This window comes from Anaerolineales bacterium, assembly GCA_019637755.1.
In the GTDB taxonomy this organism is placed as follows: Bacteria; Chloroflexota; Anaerolineae; order Anaerolineales; family UBA11579; genus JAMCZK01.
Genome location: JAHBVC010000002.1, coordinates 632,515 through 649,804, shown reverse-complemented (window position 1 = coordinate 649,804; position 17,290 = coordinate 632,515). Strand labels below are relative to the sequence as shown.

General features: G+C 60.3%; 19 protein-coding genes and 1 tRNA gene. 10 read left to right on the top strand and 10 right to left on the bottom strand.

Annotated elements, in window-relative coordinates; translation table 11 throughout:
* Positions 1-10: 10 nt before the first annotated feature.
* Positions 11-577: a GrpB family protein gene (locus tag KF821_11060; GenBank protein MBX3006350.1), complete on the bottom strand. Its 567-nt coding sequence runs from the start codon at positions 575-577 to the stop codon at positions 11-13.
* A gap of 38 nt (positions 578-615) precedes the next feature.
* Between KF821_11060 and KF821_11055 the strand changes: the two genes are divergently transcribed.
* Positions 616-1,137: a hypothetical protein gene (locus KF821_11055; GenBank protein MBX3006349.1), complete on the top strand. Its 522-nt coding sequence runs from the start codon at positions 616-618 to the stop codon at positions 1,135-1,137.
* 44 nt (positions 1,138-1,181) lie between these two features.
* On the opposite strand, the gene KF821_11050 is transcribed toward KF821_11055, so the two are convergent.
* The 4 genes from KF821_11050 to KF821_11035 form a co-directional block, all read right to left on the bottom strand.
* A complete protein-coding gene (locus tag KF821_11050) occupies positions 1,182-2,411 on the bottom strand; it encodes an ABC transporter permease (GenBank protein MBX3006348.1) in 1,230 nt (409 codons plus the stop codon).
* Positions 2,408-3,655 carry an ABC transporter permease gene (locus KF821_11045; GenBank protein MBX3006347.1) on the bottom strand — a complete coding sequence of 416 codons (1,248 nt, stop codon included), beginning with the start codon at positions 3,653-3,655 and terminating at the stop codon, positions 2,408-2,410. The genes KF821_11050 and KF821_11045 overlap by 4 nt, the downstream gene beginning before the upstream one ends.
* 2 nt (positions 3,656-3,657) lie before the next feature.
* Positions 3,658-4,605 (bottom strand): ABC transporter ATP-binding protein, encoded by a 948-nt coding sequence (locus tag KF821_11040; GenBank protein ID MBX3006346.1) that lies wholly within the window; start codon positions 4,603-4,605, stop codon positions 3,658-3,660.
* Between the two features lie 68 nt (positions 4,606-4,673).
* Positions 4,674-5,126 carry a MarR family transcriptional regulator gene (locus KF821_11035; GenBank protein MBX3006345.1) on the bottom strand — a complete coding sequence of 151 codons (453 nt, stop codon included), beginning with the start codon at positions 5,124-5,126 and terminating at the stop codon, positions 4,674-4,676.
* A 98-nt stretch (positions 5,127-5,224) separates the two neighbouring features.
* On the opposite strand from KF821_11035, the gene KF821_11030 reads away from it, so the two are divergent.
* The 5 genes from KF821_11030 (at position 5,225) to KF821_11010 (ending at position 11,706) form a co-directional block, all read left to right on the top strand.
* On the top strand, positions 5,225-6,631 hold the full coding sequence (locus KF821_11030) for a PD40 domain-containing protein (GenBank protein MBX3006344.1): 1,407 nt from the start codon (positions 5,225-5,227) through the stop codon (positions 6,629-6,631).
* A 64-nt stretch (positions 6,632-6,695) separates the two neighbouring features.
* Positions 6,696-8,180 carry a hypothetical protein gene (locus tag KF821_11025; GenBank protein ID MBX3006343.1) on the top strand — a complete coding sequence of 495 codons (1,485 nt, stop codon included), beginning with the start codon at positions 6,696-6,698 and terminating at the stop codon, positions 8,178-8,180.
* A gap of 211 nt (positions 8,181-8,391) precedes the next feature.
* Positions 8,392-9,147 carry a response regulator transcription factor gene (locus tag KF821_11020; GenBank protein ID MBX3006342.1) on the top strand — a complete coding sequence of 252 codons (756 nt, stop codon included), beginning with the start codon at positions 8,392-8,394 and terminating at the stop codon, positions 9,145-9,147.
* An 11-nt stretch (positions 9,148-9,158) separates the two neighbouring features.
* Positions 9,159-10,841 (top strand): hypothetical protein, encoded by a 1,683-nt coding sequence (locus KF821_11015; protein ID MBX3006341.1) that lies wholly within the window; start codon positions 9,159-9,161, stop codon positions 10,839-10,841.
* A 109-nt stretch (positions 10,842-10,950) separates the two neighbouring features.
* Complete coding sequence (locus KF821_11010) at positions 10,951-11,706, top strand: sortase (GenBank protein ID MBX3006340.1); 756 nt, start codon at positions 10,951-10,953, stop codon at positions 11,704-11,706.
* An 81-nt stretch (positions 11,707-11,787) separates the two neighbouring features.
* On the opposite strand, the gene KF821_11005 is transcribed toward KF821_11010, so the two are convergent.
* From KF821_11005 to KF821_10985, 5 genes are all read right to left on the bottom strand, one after another.
* Positions 11,788-12,597: a hypothetical protein gene (locus KF821_11005; protein ID MBX3006339.1), complete on the bottom strand. Its 810-nt coding sequence runs from the start codon at positions 12,595-12,597 to the stop codon at positions 11,788-11,790.
* Between the two features lie 188 nt (positions 12,598-12,785).
* Positions 12,786-13,796, bottom strand: a complete 1,011-nt coding sequence (locus tag KF821_11000) for a carbohydrate kinase family protein (protein ID MBX3006338.1) — start codon at positions 13,794-13,796, stop codon at positions 12,786-12,788.
* Positions 13,797-13,933: 137 nt separating this feature from the next.
* The gene (locus tag KF821_10995; GenBank protein MBX3006337.1) at positions 13,934-14,131 is read right to left on the bottom strand and encodes a hypothetical protein; all 198 of its coding nucleotides are present in this window, start codon (positions 14,129-14,131) and stop codon (positions 13,934-13,936) included.
* Positions 14,128-14,571 carry a hypothetical protein gene (locus KF821_10990; GenBank protein MBX3006336.1) on the bottom strand — a complete coding sequence of 148 codons (444 nt, stop codon included), beginning with the start codon at positions 14,569-14,571 and terminating at the stop codon, positions 14,128-14,130. Before KF821_10990 ends, KF821_10995 begins: the two co-directional genes overlap by 4 nt.
* A gap of 104 nt (positions 14,572-14,675) precedes the next feature.
* Positions 14,676-15,062 (bottom strand): Hsp20/alpha crystallin family protein, encoded by a 387-nt coding sequence (locus KF821_10985; GenBank protein MBX3006335.1) that lies wholly within the window; start codon positions 15,060-15,062, stop codon positions 14,676-14,678.
* A gap of 128 nt (positions 15,063-15,190) precedes the next feature.
* Here KF821_10985 and KF821_10980 point away from each other — a divergent pair.
* The 4 genes from KF821_10980 to KF821_10965 all read left to right on the top strand — a co-directional run bounded on the left by KF821_10980 (position 15,191) and on the right by KF821_10965 (position 17,289).
* Positions 15,191-15,264, top strand: a tRNA-Pro gene (locus KF821_10980).
* A 15-nt stretch (positions 15,265-15,279) separates the two neighbouring features.
* Positions 15,280-15,621: a hypothetical protein gene (locus KF821_10975; protein MBX3006334.1), complete on the top strand. Its 342-nt coding sequence runs from the start codon at positions 15,280-15,282 to the stop codon at positions 15,619-15,621.
* Between the two features lie 73 nt (positions 15,622-15,694).
* Positions 15,695-16,975, top strand: a complete 1,281-nt coding sequence (locus tag KF821_10970; protein ID MBX3006333.1) for a formylglycine-generating enzyme family protein — start codon at positions 15,695-15,697, stop codon at positions 16,973-16,975.
* A complete protein-coding gene (locus KF821_10965; GenBank protein MBX3006332.1) occupies positions 16,972-17,289 on the top strand; it encodes an SUMF1/EgtB/PvdO family nonheme iron enzyme in 318 nt (105 codons plus the stop codon). The genes KF821_10970 and KF821_10965 overlap by 4 nt, the downstream gene beginning before the upstream one ends.
* Position 17,290 lies beyond the last annotated feature (1 nt).

Below are 17,290 nucleotides of genomic sequence, written 5' to 3'. Positions count from 1 at the left end.
GCCGTTTTTGTTACGCGTCTGAGGCAGCGGGTTGCCAGCCTGTGGCCGCGGCCCAGTCTTCCGCCGCGAGGTAGATCAGATCCACCGCCGGGTCTTTGACGTCGGGGTAGCTGTCACTATCGGCCAGATTGGCAGCCAGGCGGCGTTTGAGCTCGCCATAGGCTGCTGCGCTGGCAGGGTGGGCGCGCAAATAATCGCGAAAGAGCAACGGATAGCACTGGTTGGGCTGCCCCGCAACGCGCACATGAATATGCACCACGCGCGTAGCCGGAGCCTCACGAAAATACAGTTTGCGCCAGGCCTCGGCGGCGCTGGCACCGCCGGGTGGCACGTGGTCGCGGTCGATCTCTTTCCGGTATTGGTAGCCGGCGGCTTGCAGGGCTGCGATCACCGCTGGGCGCAATGCGGCCACGCTGACCTGGATATCGAGGATGTCTTTAGCGGCCAGCCCCGCCACTGCGGTCGAGCCGATGTGATCGATGCGCAGCGCCAGGTCGCCGAGCGCCGCGCGTATGCGCGCCGCCTCACGGCGGAACTCATCTGGCCAGCCTGGCTGGTAGTCGCTTATCGTCACCATGGCGGCGGGATTGTAACTCAGCGAGGTATCATAGGTTTATGGACTACCAACGCTTTCTGACGGATGGTTTGCCACAGCTAACCGACTATTTGCAAACCGATGATGTGTTTTGGCTGCTGGATGCGGACCCGCAGCTGACCCTCGGCAATGTATTGTTGGCCGAAGCCAGCTTGCAGGCCGAAGGCAAGCTGCGCCCAGAGGATCGCCGCGCCATCGCCGAAGCCAAGCGCGCCTGGCCGGTACTTTGGCGTAAGAAAGCTGAACGTGAATTCGCGGCACGCCTGCGCCAGTGGTCGCATTACCTTGCCGAGCTGGCGGATAAGCCCAAACAACATGCGCTCTACTATGCCAATGAGGTGCGCCCGCGCGTGCTGATGCAACTGCTGGGCGAAGCCGCGCCGGAGCTGGCCGGCAAGCTGCCGGCACTGGATGCTGCGCTTAAGCCGTTGGTGCAGCCAAGCGAGTTTATCTGGGATGCTAAGCTGGCAGACACCTTTCCGGCGGCCCCGTACTGGTTTTTGCGCGTCAAACCCACACTGCCAGACGAGGACGAAAAGTAATAAAAAAGCCTGCGGAATGCGCAGGCTTTTTGTTGTGTCTTGCGCTATTCGTACTTGAAGCGCCACACACCCAGCACCAGAAACGCCAGGCCAAACAGCACCAACATGCCCGCACTGGGTAGCACTTCGGCCAGGCCGAAGCCGCGGATGATGATGTCCTGAAAGCCGCGCATTGCCCAACCAGTGGGCAGCCACAAGGCAATCTTCTGCATAAAGTCTGGCACGATCTCGATCGGCCACATGGCGCCGCCCAGGCCCGCCAACGGCAGGATCAGCAGCATGCTCAGCGCATCGATCTGCGCATAGGTGCGCACCAGCGCCGCCAACAGCATGCCCATGCTGGTGATGCAGAAGGCGAAGGCCAGCACCATGGCCGCCAGCGCTACCGGGGATTGGCCCCAGGGCACATCAAAGGCCACCTGGCCCACGACGACCAGCAAACTTACCTGCGCCAGGCCAGCAACGAACACGCCCAGCAGCTTGCCACCCAAGATCGCCAGCTTGCTCGCCGGCGTGGTTAGCAGGCGGCGCAACGTGCCTTGCTCGCGTTCCAGCAAAATGCTGCTGGCGCCGTACACGATGAAGAACATCGAGAAGATGACCATGTTGCCCGGCGAGGCTTGCGTGAAGCCGATGGGGATGTCGGTTTGCTCATCCAGCCGGGTCAGTTGGCGCGTGGTCACTGTGATCGGCTGGGTTTCCTGCGCGGCCTGAGCAGCCTCAAGGCTGTCTTGCAGATACTCAGCCTCGCTGGGCGCACCCTCACGGCTGAACAAATCCATACGTTCGGCTACCAGCAGGCTGGTATTGGCGATCTGCACGCTGGCGCTCACATCAAACAGCGCCGCCAGTACGGCTTGCTCCACCACCTGGGCAGACAGCGGCTCGTTGATCCGCGTCAGCAGCGGCAGGCGCGTGGGTTGGCCGGCTTCCAGATTGCGGCTCATCTCCGTCGGGATCTGCAGCAGCACACTGCTCTCGCCATCTTCCATGCGGGCGTCAGCCTCAGCTTGGCTCAGGGTTTCGGCCTGCAGGCTGGGGTGCGCATCCAGCCGTGCGATCAGCTGGCTGCCAAAGGGGCCGGCATCCTGGTTCACCACCGCAATGTTCCAGCTGGGCGGCTCGTCATCACTGGCAAAGCCTTGCATACCCACGCCCAGCACAGTGGTGAAGATCAGCGGCAGGGCCAGGCCCCAGATAAAGGTGCTGCGGTCTTTGTAGGTTGTGTATAGGTACAACCAAGCGATGTTAAGCAGGTTTTTGAGCTGTTTCATTTCACGAACCGTTTCTGAAAGGCCATCAGGGCCAGGCCAAAGGTCACGAGGCCAATCACGGCCAGCACCAGCGCCGGGGTTTGAATGTCGGCCAGCCCGCCGCGCTCAACGGTGAGCGCCAGCAGTCCGTCCATCGCCCAGCGATTGACGGTGAGCTTGCTGGCCAGGTTGACGATGCCAGTCAGCCCATCCGTGGGGAAGAAACTGCCGCCCAGCGCACCGAACACCAACGAAACGGCACTGCCCACCACGCCGGCATGGTTCTCGTTGCGCGAGAAGGCGGTCAGCATGGCGCCCAGCCCGCTGGCGGCGAACACCGTCAGCACGACCATGATCAGCAGCCCCAGAATGGAGTTACCCCAGTTGACGCCAAACAGCAGTGCCGAGCTGAGCACCAGTACGATGAACTGCAACAAGCCGGTGAGGAATGTGCCGCCCATCTTGCCCAAGATGATTTGCCAAGTGGGGGTGGGCGTGCTCATCAACCGTTGCAAGGTCCAGTTGCGCTCTTCTTGCAGGATGGAGCGGGACCCTTCGAACATGCTGAACATCAAAAAGAACACCGCCATACCGGGAATGAAGAAGGCGAAGGGGTCAAACGGCTCTTCATCTTCGCCGGTAGCGATCATCTCCAAAGACAGTGTGGGCTCCTGGAAATCAAAGCGCTCGCTTTGCAGTTCGGCGCCAATCGCTTCGCCCAGGGTGGCCATCTCGGCGCCCAGCAGCGGTGCATACGGCGCAATGCGGTCGCCAGATACGCTGCCCGCCAGCAGCATGGTGTTGATGCTGGCGCTGATGCGCTCCACAATGCTCTTGACGATGATCGGGCTCACGGATGCGGCAGGGTCGGTATGCAGCTCCACGCTGGCTGTGCCGCTTTCGCCTTCGCCGTCAGGGATGACGGTTTCACTAAAATCTGCAGGGATCACCAATACGGCGCGCAGTTCGCCACTTTCAATGCGCGCTTTGGCCGCCGCGGCATCCTCACTGATCTCCAGGGCGATCAGGTTCTCCAAATCAGGGCTGGTGAGCACGTCTTCATAGGCTTGGCCGAGTTCGCCGTCGTCCAGGTTCACCAGCGCCATGCGAATGTTCTCGATAGGCGCCTCATCACTAGAGAAGTTGCCAAACGCCAAGCCGATCAGCGCGCTGATCATCAGCGGGGCGGCCAGCATGCCTACCAACGCCTTCCAGTCACGGAAGCGCGTCAGCGTATCTTTGAACGCAATCTCAAGGGCTTTCATGCTCAGTCTCGCAGGGCACGGCCGGTGAGGTGCAGGAACACCGCTTCAAGGTTGAGTTCCTCGATCTTGATGCTCTTGACCTGGCCCCCGGCGCCCGTGATGGCGGCGATGATGCCGCTGAGTTGCTCATTGGCGTGGTCAGCTTGCAGCAAGAGCAGCTCGTCTTCGTAGGCCGCCTTGTGGATGCCGTTCAGCGCATTCAGCTGCGCCAGCAGCGGTTGCGGCTCGCTGATACCACTGATGCCAATCTGCAGCGCATCGCGCTCGCCCACCAGCTGGGTCAGCTCGTCCTGCGTGCCCAGCGCAATCAACTTGCCGTGGTCCACAATGCCGATGCGCTTGCTCAGCTCGGCGGCTTCTTCCATATAGTGGGTGGTGTACAGCACGGTTAGCCCGCGCTGGTTAAGCTCCAGCACCGTATCCAGAATGCGGCGGCGGCTTTGCGGGTCAATGCCTACGGTGGGCTCATCCATGAACAGCACCTTGGGCTCATGCAGCAAGCCCACGGCAATGTTGATGCGCCGCTTCATGCCGCCGGAGTAGCTCTCCACTTTTTCGTTGGCGCGGTCGCTCAGACCGGCGATCTCCAGCGTCTCTTCGACGCGTTGCTTGAGGTGGGCGCCGCCCAGGCTGTACATCTTGCCCCAGAACATCAGGTTCTCGCGCGCCGTCAGGTCAGGGTACAGCGCAATTTCCTGCGGCACCACGCCAATGATCTTTTTCACCGCGTCGGCGTCTCTTCGTACTGAGTGGCCGTCAATGAGGGCGTCGCCCTCGCTAGGGCTGAGCAAGCAGCTCAATATCGAGATGGTGGTGGTTTTACCGGCGCCGTTTGGCCCCAGCAGGCTGAAGATCTCCCCCTGCTGAATCTCAAAGCTGATGCCTTGTACCGCGTGGGTTTTTTCGTAATGTTTGTGCAGGTCTTGCGCCTGCAAGATGGGTTGGCTCATGTCATTTCCTTGGTTGATTTGGCGAACATCCTATATACGAGTGAGCGGGGGTGTGGGTTGTTTGCGGCTTAGGCCTTCTTTTGCGCCTGGCGCAGATGCGCTTCCAGATGGTTCAGGCTGGCGAGCATGTTTTGCAGCGCCGCTTGCGATAGGCCCTGCACCGTCTCGTCTGCCAGCTGCAGCGCCGGGGCTATGCTCTGTTGCAGTATGGCTATGCCCGCCTCGGTAAGTGAGAGCCGGTGGCTGCGGCGGTTCGCACCCGGGCGGCGCACCAGCAGCCCGCGCTTGACCAGTGCCTGCGCCACCACCGAGAGTGTGGCGCGCTCCACAAACAAGTGGTCTGCCAGCTCCGAGGGGGTAATGCCCTCGCCGCGGTCTAACATGATCACACCCACCAGCGTGCGGAACTGCGCTTGGGTCAGGCTGAACTCGGCAAAGCGCTGGTCAAAGCCCGCCGCCATGCGTGTGCCCACGCGGATCAATGCGGTACATACTTCGCTTTCCAAAGTTGGCCGGTTCATGGTTAGTATTCTAACTGTTAGACATCAAACCGTATAGCGGAAAACTCTGTGGCTGCGGAGGCGTATATTAGAATCAACACCACCCTGCGGAGAGTGCCATGCGTTTCAAAATCCTTGCCCTGCTATGCCTCAACCTATTGCTGGCGGCTTGCGCTGCAAACATCAGCGCAGCGGATCAAGTGGCCACCAGTGTAGCCGCCACCCTGGCGGCCAACGGGCAGCCGGTGCCCACTGCGCAGCCTACACTGGGCGAAGTGGCTACGCAGGCGCCCAGCGAGCCGGCCTGCAGCAATGCTGGCTTGGTGAACGTGGCCTATGTAAAGGACGGCAACCTGTGGTTGTGGACCCAGGGCGGCATGCGCACGCAGCTCACCGAAAGCGCGGATGTACTGGAGGTAGCGATCTCCGGCGATGGTTGCCGCATTGCCTATACGCGCAGCCAGCCGAACCCGCAGTACGACCCTGATAGCGAATTTGCAGCGCCAGAAACGCTGGCCGAGCTGTGGGTGGTGAGCAGTGATGGCGCCAACAACCGCGCCTTGGTGGATACGGCCTACTTGGCCAGCCAGCCAGTGCCGGATGGCAACAACATCGCCTCGGTTGCACGTTTCCAGTTTCAGCCGCGCAGCCACAGCCTGGCCTTCAATACTCAGATGCTGCACCCCGGTGTGGGGCGTACCTTACGCAATGATCTTACGCTGGTCAATGTCGATTCAGGTGAGCTGACCCCATTGCTGGGCGTGGAGCAGGGCGGTGACGAATTTGCCTTCTCGCCAGATGGTCAGCAGATCGCCTTCTCTACCCCCACGCAGGTGCATGTGATCAATAGCGATGGCAGCTATTTGCGCCGTGAGCTGATCACCTTTTCACAGGTCATCACCTACAGTGAATATCTCTACAGCCCGCCACTGTATTGGGCGCAGGATGGCCGCGCCCTGCTGGTGGCTGTGCCGCCGGCAGATGCCTTGGCCCCTGGGCGGCCGGAGACCGCGTTGTGGTGGATTCCCTTGGATGGCACGCCCGCCTTCCAGGCAGGCAGCGTGCAGGCGGCCTTCTTCATCATGGGCGCGGCGCGCTTCTCGCCCGATGGCGGGCGGGTGGCCTACCTGCGCCCGCTGGATGGCGATAGCGGCGCCAACGAGCTGGTGATTGCGCTGAGCAACGGCAGCAATGAGTCGCCGGTGTTGCGCGGCGAGCAGATCCAATTCCTGGCTTGGTCGCCGGATAGCAGTCGCTACCTGTACTCCTATGTAGATGGCGCCGCCCGCTTAGTGCTGGCCAACGCCGCCGACAGCCAAGTTAGCCCGCTGGCCCTGCCGGGCACGCTGGCACCTTTCGCGCTGCAAGTGCAATGGGTGGATGCGGCGCGCTTCCTGATCCTGGAGCAGAGTCAAAACGGTGGGCGTTTAGGCCTAATGGATACGCTCGGTAGCTACGAGGAAGTCGATCGCTTTGCCGTGCCGTTTACTTCGTTTGCCGTCACGCGCGAACTGGGTCAAAAGTAAGGGCGAAAAACAGGCGACTCCTCGCTATACTTAAGCGCTAGGAGCCTTTAAGGTAGCCATGTGCATGAAGCCCGCCCCTTCTTCCACCCACGAACGCGGCCAAGTAATCGTTTTACTGGTGCTGGTCTTTGTGGCCCTGCTGGGTATCACCGGCGTGGCCATTGACGGCGGCCGGCTCTATAGCCAGCGGCGCTCGGTGCAGAACGCCGCCGACAATGCCGCGCTGGCCGGCGCGTTTGCCTTGTGCAATAGCACCAACGTGGTCTCGGCGGCGGTGGCATCGGCAGCGCAAAACGGCTTTACCGCGGCGCCGCCAGATGTTACCGTGAGTGTACAAAACCCCTCCGGTAGCGAGTATGTGACTGTTACGATCACCAGCCGCCTGCCCCTGACGCTAGGGCGCCTGGTGTACTCCGGCACCCCCCAAGTCAAGGCCCGCGCCGTGGCGCGCTGCAAGCCCGGCGGCGGGGCGGTGGGCTGGGGCAATGGCTTGATCGCCCTCGATCCCAATAATGACAACGTGGTCTACGGGCCAAGCAGTGGGTGCCTGCGTGTAGTGGATGGTGGCGTATTTGTCGAATCCTCAAACTCGAGCGCTCTATTCCTGGATGGCGGGGATGGCAGCGGTTGCCCCGGTGGAGCACGCATCGTTGCGGAGTGGGTTCAGTTGGTGGGTGGGGTGAGCTTGCCCTCGTGGGTGATTCCTTATGGCAACCCTTCTCTGTGGATCAAGCCTTGGCCGCCAGAGACGGGGCGTACCCCGCGTGGCGATCCAATGGAAGATGTGGCTACTCCACCCATTCCCGCGCAGCCTGGCGCTCCAGCCACGCCCACGATCCATGGCACCTGTGGTGGGGTATTGGATGCCAACGGCAACTTGAGTATCGGTACGGGGCGGGCTTGGTGCTCCACTGGGGTCACCATTTATCCTGGCCGTTATCGTAGTATCGATATCTCCACGGATGTTCCTGTGACGATGCAACCCGGTTTGTATTATGTGACCAATGGTAACTTTACGATCAGCGGGCCAAGTACGAATATGCCCACAGGGACAGGTGTAAGTATTTATGTCGCCAGTGGCAATGTAACCATTACCAGTAGCGCTCAGGCCAATCTCACCGCGGGCAGCTCCGGCGTACTATTTCATGTAGAGAATGGTAGCTTTAATGTTGGTGGCGATAGCGCGGCTTCGCGTACGTTGAACGGAATGATCTATGTTAACAAGGGGGCGATTACGATTGATGGTGGCGCCGCGCTGACTACTAAAGCGCCTACCAGCGGGCCTTATTCGGGCTTGGCCTTTTTTATGGGGCGTGCTAACACTAATGACCTTACTGTAACCGGGGCCGGGGTGCTTTCCATGACCGGTACCATCTATGCCCCTAAAGCACGGATTGCCTCGACTGGTTCGGGTAGTAACAAGACAGTAAATGGGCAGATGATTGCTGGCCGCTTTCTCGTTACGGGCGGTGGGCGGATTACCATTAACTATGATGATGACGTCGTTTTTGGGGGCGGTGGCTCGTCTAGCGTAGAGCTTTCTGAGTAGGTTAGATTTAAGTTAGCTCACCTCTGGCCCCGAATTCGCCTAACTTAAATGCAAGCTTCCCAAAAGCGGTGCTTGCATTTAAGTTAGTATCTGTTATGATTTAGGCTGGAAAAAGTAGAAAAATGGTTGACTCGCGGCCGAATTTATCGTTATTAAAAGGTCGATTTGTTTTGCTACGAGAAACCGAAAAGAAAAGTGGGTAATAGTGCTGTTGGCTGAAGAAAAGGAACTCAATACCACCGCTGCTGGTCTGGATTTGGATGCCGTGCAAGAGCTCGGCTCGCAGCGCGTCGTGATGGTGGTTGAGGATGATCCCGATACGCTCAATCTGCTCAAGCTCACCCTGCGCCGCGCCGGCATGAACGTAGTCGGTGCCTCTGATGGCAAGCAGGCGCTGCGCAAGTGGATGGACACCAACCCCAGCATTGTGCTGCTCGATCTGATGATGCCCGAAATGGATGGCTGGGAGACTTTGAGCCAGTTGCGCGCCATCAGCGACGCGCCGATCATCATCCTGTCGGCGCTCAGCCAAAAAGAGAACATCGTGCGCGGCCTCAAAGAGGGCGCCGATGATTATGTCTCCAAGCCCTTTGTGGGCGATGAAGTTGTGGCGCGTATCGAAGCGGCGCTGCGCCGCTCCGGCCCGGCCAAGCCGGCTTCGGTGCTGGTCTTCCCCGATCAGGGCCTGGCCGTGGATATGCAGAGCCACCAGGTAACCCTGCGCGATCAGTTGATCGATCTGACCCCGCGCGAGTTCGCCGTGCTTGAAATTCTGGCGCGCCAACACCCCAAGCCCGTTTCCTATGAGACGCTGGCGCGCGAGGTGTGGGGCGAAGACAACGACAAGATCCGCGAGCGCATTAAGTGGATCGTATATTTGCTGCGTCAAAAAATCGAGAAGGACCCCAGCCGCCCGGCGTTGATCTTAAACAAGACCCGCTTTGGCTACCAGCTGGCAAGTGAGTGAGTATGAGTACTGTGCGTAAATTTCTTTTTGCGGTAGTCATCGTGGCCGTGGTCGCCGCCGCCGCCAACAGTGTGGCGCGCGCCTGGGACTGCAATGGCCGTTACAACTTCCGTGTAACCGAAACTGGCTCCGTGGAAGTTGAGAACATGTCTGGCATCTATGAAGTTGCCCAGCAGGCGCGTGTAGAGATTAACGGGTCTGAGGTGGCGCGCTTTAATGTGCCCGCGCTGAACGGCAACTCCCCCTGGCGCCAGATTGGCACCATCACTCCGCCCACCACCACCTGGACCTGGAAGGTAATTGGCACTGTCGACTGTCGTGATGAGGGCAAGTACACCATCAAGACGCCCACCCCCTCGCTGACTCCGTCGCTGACGCCTTCACTGACCCCCTCGTTGACGGCTTCGCTGACCCCCTCGCTCACGCCTTCGCTGACGCCATCCAACACGGCGACCTTCACGCCGTCACTCACTCCGTCCAATACCGCTACGTTGACGCCGTCGTTGACGCCATCGTACACGGCCACCTTCACGCCGTCGAACACGCCCACGCACACGGCGACCTTTACGCCATCCAGCACGCCGACGTATACGGCGACCTTTACGCCGTCCAATACGCCCACTTTCACGGCGACCCTGACCCCATCGGATACGCCGACGGCCACCGCAACCCTGACGCCATCCTACACGCCGACCTTTACGGCGACGCTGACGCCGTCCAACACGGCGACATTCACCGCCACCGCGACCTTCACGGATACACCCACCCCGACGGCTACCTACACGGCCACGGCTACGGCAACCTTTACGGATACGCCGACGCCCACCCCTACGGATACGCCGACGATTACGCTGACGCCCAGCATTACTCCCACGGGTACGCTGACGCCTAGCGCCACCTTCACCAACACCAGCACGCCGTCGAACACGCCGACCTTTACGGCAACCTTCACCGCGACCAATACGGCGACCTTTACCTCGACGGCTACGTTTACGGCCACCTTCACGCCCACCTTTACCGGCACGGCCTCCCCGACGATCACCGCTACCGGCACCCTGCTGGCCAGCCTGACGCCGACCAATACGGAGCCGGCCACCAATACGCCCACCAATACCGCCACCTTCACGGCTACCCCCACCGTGTTTGTACCGATCACCGGCGATGGCATCACCTTTGTTGGCCTGTGTGTCGACCAGGCGGGCGAGATCGTCAACACCAACGAAGCTCAGCCGGGTGACCTGCGCTGGGAAGTGAGCAACGCCAACCCCAACCCGATCACCTTTGTGTGGTGGGTGGTGGGTGGCAGCGCCTCGGGTGGCCCGATCGCCGTGCCGGCTAACAGCACGATCGTCTTCGGCTCGCCGGTGAATGGTGCCCTGCCTAACACCGTATCGATCATGTGGATGGACCCGGCCGATGGCCAGTCGAAGTCGCTCAGCAACAACAACAGCGGCACCCTATGCAATGGCGAGCTGCCCACGCCGACGGTAGCCCCCAGCCCCACGCCGGGCGTGCTCATCCCGATCACGGGCATTGACCTGCCGGCCATCTTCCGTGACAACATGTTCCTGAACCTGGGCATCGGTGTCTTCGGCTTTGCACTGATCCTGCTGGGTATCGGCATGAAGCTTGACCGTGACCGCCAGCACCGCGCTGCTCAGGAAGATGAATACGAAGACGAGGATGAAGACTAGGCACTCCGCGTAACCCGAAAGCAACAAAAAGCGGGGCCAGCATGGCCCCGCTTTTCTTGTTTTACCACCCTGGAGTGCAGCCTAGAGGATAGAATCACCACAGAAAACTATGGATATGTACCCGCCACAACCCACGAAAAAAGAATCCAATGCCCTGTTCATTGTGCTGGTATTCCTTGGCTTGGCCGTGATTGTCTTCGCGCTAGGCAAGAGCGTTTTTGATGTCGCCACTATGCCCCCGGCGATCGACCTGGCGGCCGATGATGCCCAGCAAGCCGGCTTTCTGCCGGTGTACTCCTCCGCGGGGCACGAGGCCGATCCGAGCCTGGTCTCAGTAGGCGTGATGCCAGATGGCTTCCCCACGCCGCAGCCGTTGGCTGAGGGCGAGACCCCGGTGGGCCAGGTGCCGGATCGCATCATTATTCCCGCCATCGAATTGGATGCCAGCATTGTGCCGATTGGTTCCATCGATCTGTCGTACGAGGACGAGACCTTTCAGCAGTGGTTGGCTCCTGATTACCGAGCCGTCGGCTGGCACCAAACCTCAGCTGGCCTGGGCGTGCCCGGCAATACTGTGCTCAATGGCCACCATAATGTACACGGCGAGGTGTTTCGCGATCTGTATCGCTTGCAGAAAGGCGATGAGATCGAGGTCTACTCCAACGGCCAGCGCTTTCAATATGTCGTGGTGTATACCGCGGTCTTACCCGAGCGCAACCAGCCGATGGAGGTGCGCGTGGCCAACGCCGAGTGGATCCAGCCCACCGAAGACGAGCGCCTTACGGTGATTACTTGCTGGCCGTATGAGAGCAACACGCACCGCGTACTGATCGTCGCCGTGCCTGTCTCGCCGGCTACCTCGTAGCCGGCAAAGAAAAATCCCCGCCTCCTCAAGCGGGGATTTTTCAGGGGAACCAGTCCCGTTCCTCGGTAGGAAGAAGCTCGCTCAGCTAAGCGGGACTGCGGTAATGAACAGGCGGCCCCAGGTGCTGATGCCATCCCGCTCAATGCAGGTCTGCAGCACCAGGGCGTTATCCTGGTTATACACTTTGTGAAACAGGCTTGAAGCGGAGAGTTGATCGCCGCTGTTCAGGTCAACGAAGGCGGATTGGGTGGAGTCGGGCGACAAGGCCTGGTAGCGTTGCGTACCGGTCACTTGGAAATCACGCGAGCTGCCATCCCCGTAGACCAGGGTAATTACCTGGCCGTTGCTGATCTGGGCGAAGGCGCCGCCGGCCAGGTAGTTGTGCGCCAGAAAGCCCTGGCTGCCGTACTGCGCGGCCAGGCCGAACTGCGTCACCACATTGGGCTGCTCGCTGACGAAGGCGGCGTTACCGCCCTGGCTGGCAACGCCATAGGCCATTACACCTTCGACATAGATACCGGCAACCTGGCCGGCGTTGCCGTTGCTCACCGAGCTGGCGAAGCTTTGCAAGGTGGTGGCCTGTGCAGGGGCCGGCGCCGCGGCGCTTTCAGCCGCCGCCACGGGGGTCGTGTCTACGGCGGGGGCGCTGCGGTCCTTCTGCAGGTTGATCACGAAAGCCTGGGCCAGCACGGCACCGGGGTCAGCGGCGGCCGGGCCGCCCTTCTGGGGGGCCTCGGCGCCGGTTACCGGGGCGAGCACTGTCTCGCTTTGAGGGGCAGGCGGATCGCTGGGGGCGGCCGCTTGGGCCGAAACGGGTTTGATGGCGAACATGGCTCCGAAGATAAGTGCGGAAAGGGTACCGAGGAAAACGAGGATGCTGAGCGATTTCATACTATCTAACCTTCCTTCGAGTTTGAGGAGAACTCGATTTGTAGTTAGATTTTAGTTAGTATGAAGTATTTATTCTATAGTAGTAGGGTACTCTTTGCAGAACTGAAAGGTATCAGCCCCTAAAACACAAAAAGAGCGGCATTTGCCGCTCTTTTGCTCATTTATATGATTGAGGTGCTTGGGCGAGCCTAGAGGCTCTGTACGGCTGCGGCTAGGGATTGCAGGCGCGATTCGGCCAAGCCAGGCAGGGTGTCGCTGACATAGGCCGCACCGCTGCCCTCCATGGCCAGCGATTGCAGCGCGTTTCCGTAGAGAGTGGCCCGCAGGAAGTCTTGTGTGCGTTGCAAGCCGGCAATGAACCCGCCGCAAAAGCTGCTGCCGGCATGGGTGACATCGCTCAACCGCGCCGGATAGGGCGGGATCTGGTAGCGCTTGTGCGCATCCACATCCAGCAGCCATTGGCCGCGATGCAAGCTGTGCACCACCACGGCTTTGCAGTTAAAGCTCCCCAGGGTATCGATCAGCTTCCAGATCTCTTGGGTGCGGTTGGCGAACAGGGTCAGCAGGCGTTCTTCGCTGGTGAGGAACACCGTCAGGCCGTTGACCAGCTCGGGGATCTCGGCCAGAAAGTCAGGATGCATGTAGCCTCGCCCGGCGTCCAGGGTGATCGTATGCGTGCCTTGCTCTCGCAAGGCCGCAGGCAGCAATTTGTGACTAAAAAAATCCAGCGGGCAGAGATGTGCGGCGGCCGCCCCCTGAAAGGCAGCGGGCACGTCTTCGGCACGCAACGAAAGCACATCCCGGCTGCGCTTCGAGTCCAAGTGTTCCACCGGCGCCTGGTAGCCCAGCAGTCCCTTGGGAAAGGGCAGGGAGCGGCGCGCAAAATGCTTGATGGGATTTTCGCCGTGCGCGGTGACTACGTCACTATAGGCGATGAAACGGCGGAGATCGTAAGCCGTGTCCAGCCGCTGGATACCACGCGTATCCAGGCGTTGGGCCTGCAAGGCCTGCTCCCATTCGCGCGGGAAATCATTGCCCACCCGGCACACCAGGCCGGGCACTTCGCCCCACACCTGGTAGGCCGCCGCGGCATACAGCAGATTGCCGCCGGGTTCATCGATCAGGGCTTTGCCTTCGGCGTTGAGGATCGTTTCGCGTTCAATGCGGCCAAATAACAGACAGGAGGGGGCTATGCTCATGCAGCGGATTATAGATGAGCAGGGGGATCCGCGAACCAGGCCAGCGCATCTGTCGTTTCTTTCACTCGGCGGTGCAATCAACAAAAAAGCAGACTTGCGGTCTGCTTTTTTTACGAATACTTGAAGTGCGTGGGTTCTTAGCTCTCGTCGCCCAACTGAGCGATCTGGCGCAGCAGGCCAAAAACCAGCAGGCCGATGCTCAGCCCTTCGCCGCTGGTGATGGCGACTTCGCTACCGCGTTGCTCGGCGCGGCGCAGCAGCAAAACGCCGGTGGCCAAGCCCATCACGGCGCCCAAGACCGCGCTCACTGCCAGCAGGCTGTTGCTTTTTCTCATCGCAAACGCTCCCTTTGAAAGACGCGGCGTAGTGCCTCGCCCCAACTTTGTGCCGCCAGCATGGGTTTAGCGGCGTAATCGGCACCGCGCAGAACGGCGTGGTTGGCTTGCTGCAGCCGACGATGCAGGTAGATGGTGTGTTCGGGGATCCAGCGCATGGCACGTGCCGTGAAATAGATCGCGGCGACTAAGGCCACCAGGAGGATCACGCCGATCAGAATCAGCGGGATGGCCAGGAACAGCGTGGCCACTTGTGCGGCGCGGGCCGCATTGCCCACGTTGGCGGCCAGCAGGGTATATAGCCCGGCACCGCCCAACAGCCCACCCAGGCCTAACGGCAGGGCAATTTGCAGCCATACCTGGCGTACATGGCGCCGGCGGGCCAGCGGATGGCGCGCGGCGCCAAACAGATCTTCGCTATGCAGGGGGTCACGGCGCATACCCCTAGTATAGCGGATGTGATTGGCCGTGGTGAAGGGCACAAAAAAAAGCCGAGCGTCGCTCGGCTTTTTTTGGCTAGTGCCAGTAAATTGACTGGGCCAAGTTACTTGGCTAGCACGGCAATCTTCTTGCTCTTGGCGTGCTCGGCCTTGGCCAGGCGCAGGGTCAGCAAGCCATCGTGCATTTCTGCCTGGGCGTGCTCGGCATCCAGGTCGCTGGGCAAGCGCAGGGTGCGCTCAAAGCGCCCGCTGGGCAGCTCGCTCAGCAGCAACTGCTCGTTTTCCTCCAATACGGGGTGAGGAAACTCGCCTTGCAGGGTGATGGTGTTCTCCAGCACCTCGATCTGCAAATCCTCGGCTTTTAGGCCGGGCAGATAGGCACGCAGCAAGTATTCGTCGCCATTGGCGCTGACGTCCACGGGCACATGCACGCCGGGGGTGCGCGTTTGGCTGAAGCGGCGGGTGCGGGGGTTAAGGTATAGGGTCATCATCGGTTCATCTCCATTGATAGGATGTGATGGCCAGAGCATAGCCCGCCTGCGTAAGAAATCGATCAGCGTCTTATCAGCGCTTGGTTAACGGCGCTGGCCTTCACTGTATTGGTATACTGTGTTGGCTGCGGGGTGTAGCGCAGCCTGGCAGCGCACCGCGTTTGGGACGCGGTGGTCGGCGGTTCGAATCCGCCCACCCCGACCTATGTTGAAAACTATGCTGAAAACAAAAAACTACGTTCGTAACAACCGCAAAGCCCACGGGGTGATCGAGGCGATCCACCTGGATGCCAATGGGCAGCTCGTCTGGGTGCGTGCCTATGAGCGCCGCGGCCCTACCTGGTCCGACACCGTGCTGCTTGACCGTGACGCGCTGATCCAGCGCCTGCAAGCGGGCAAGCGCTTCTATATCGGTGACCGGCGCGAGCAGTGGGCCTCCGAATTTGAGCTCGGGGCGCGAGTGAACCTCAAGAAGACTCACCGGGGCACCTTTCTGGTACTGGGTGAAGGCCGCGGTGACCTGCCGCAGGATTGGCTGGAAGGCGCACCGATCGTATAACCCCTCACAAGCAAAAAGCGCAGGCGGCAAGCCTGCGCTTTTTTTTTGGGCCAGCTAGTTTACAATTTGGGGCATGCATGGGTGGAAACTGGATAAGAAGGCCTTCTTTCGTTACGTCTTGCCCGTATGTCTCGCCATCTTTCTGTTTGTCCTGCGCCTGCTACGCATTGAGGCCCCCACCACGGTGGATGCCAATGCCTTCGCCGCTGCCCCCACCATGGTGCAGGCATCCGGCACAGTAGCGGACAACGAATACATCATTTTTGATCTCAACAGCCTTGAAGTGTTGCAGGAAAGCGAAGCAAGCCTGGATGGCATTCAGATCTATGTCATCTTTCAGGATGGCAAAACCCTGCCCTGGGGCTATCACTTTCCGTTTGAAGAGGATGTCTACCGCGTCCAAGCCGGTGACACGATCATGTTTGATCGCTACGCCGGTTCGGTGAAACTGGATACGCTGGATGAAAAGCTGGATGTAACTATACTGGTGGTGCGCTCGAATGTCGTTGACCAACAGGTGTTGGAAGCCGTCAATGACCTGCTGGGGGATGTGGTGAGCCTGGGTTTGCAGCTGCCCGATATGTGGGACCTGGTGTTTAGCCAGGCCAGCAGCCTGGGTTCGCAACCGGTGATGGAATATCTGGTGCGCATGGAGCCGGTGGATGTGCAAGTGGTGTCGTTGCGGCGTGAAAACAACTGGAGCATCGGTAGCCCGATCCACGGCCTCTCGCAGGCAGAGGCCTTCCAGTTCACCTACACGGTGGCCAGCTCGAAGACGCCTACGATCATCAAAGAGCCGGTGGTGGTAACGGCGACGCCACTGTATGTGCTCAACACGCCTACGCCGCTGGCTGTGGTGGCGGCGCCGTCACTCCTGATCCAATCTTCTAATGAGGCTGAGAATACGATCGATGGCCAGGCGTTGGTGCGGGTCCCTGCTGGGGAATTCAGCATGGGGCTTACCGAAGTGCAGATCAATGATCTGTTTTCGCGCTGCGTGCTGTGCACCACCAATGTGTTTGCAAACTCCAAACCGGTGCATGCGGTGTGGCTGGATGAGTTCTGGATCTATCGCACCGAAGTGACGGTGGCTCAGTACAAACTATGTGTCAGCGATGGTGCCTGCCGGCCACCGTACCGCCTGTCTTCGGTGACCATGCGCAATTACTATGACAACCCGCTGGATCAGGACGCCCCGGTGATCAATGTGGATTGGCATATGGCCAATGCCTATTGCCAATGGGCAGGTGGGCGCTTGCCCACGGAAGCGGAGTGGGAAAAGGCGGCCCGCGGCACCGATGGGCGGCTCTTCCCGTGGGTGACCAGCTCCCCTCCAGCCGGCATGCTAACGTGAGCTACGCTTTTGGCGATGTGACCTATGTGGGCAAGTTTCCGGCGGGCGCCAGCCCCTACGGCGCGCTGGATATGGCCGGCAATGTGTATGAATGGGTCAACGACTGGTTCCATGAGCGCTACTATGAGATCTCCCCGGCGATCAACCCGCCCGGCCCGGAGAATTACGAAGGCGAGTACTTTCTAAAAGTGGTGCGCGGCGGAAGCTATAGCTGGGATGGCGCGCTGGCCAGTGCGGGGTTCCACGACTCGTTTGAGATCAATAAGTATGGCCATGGCGTTGGCTTTCGCTGCGCCGTGGTCGCCGCGCCCTAAA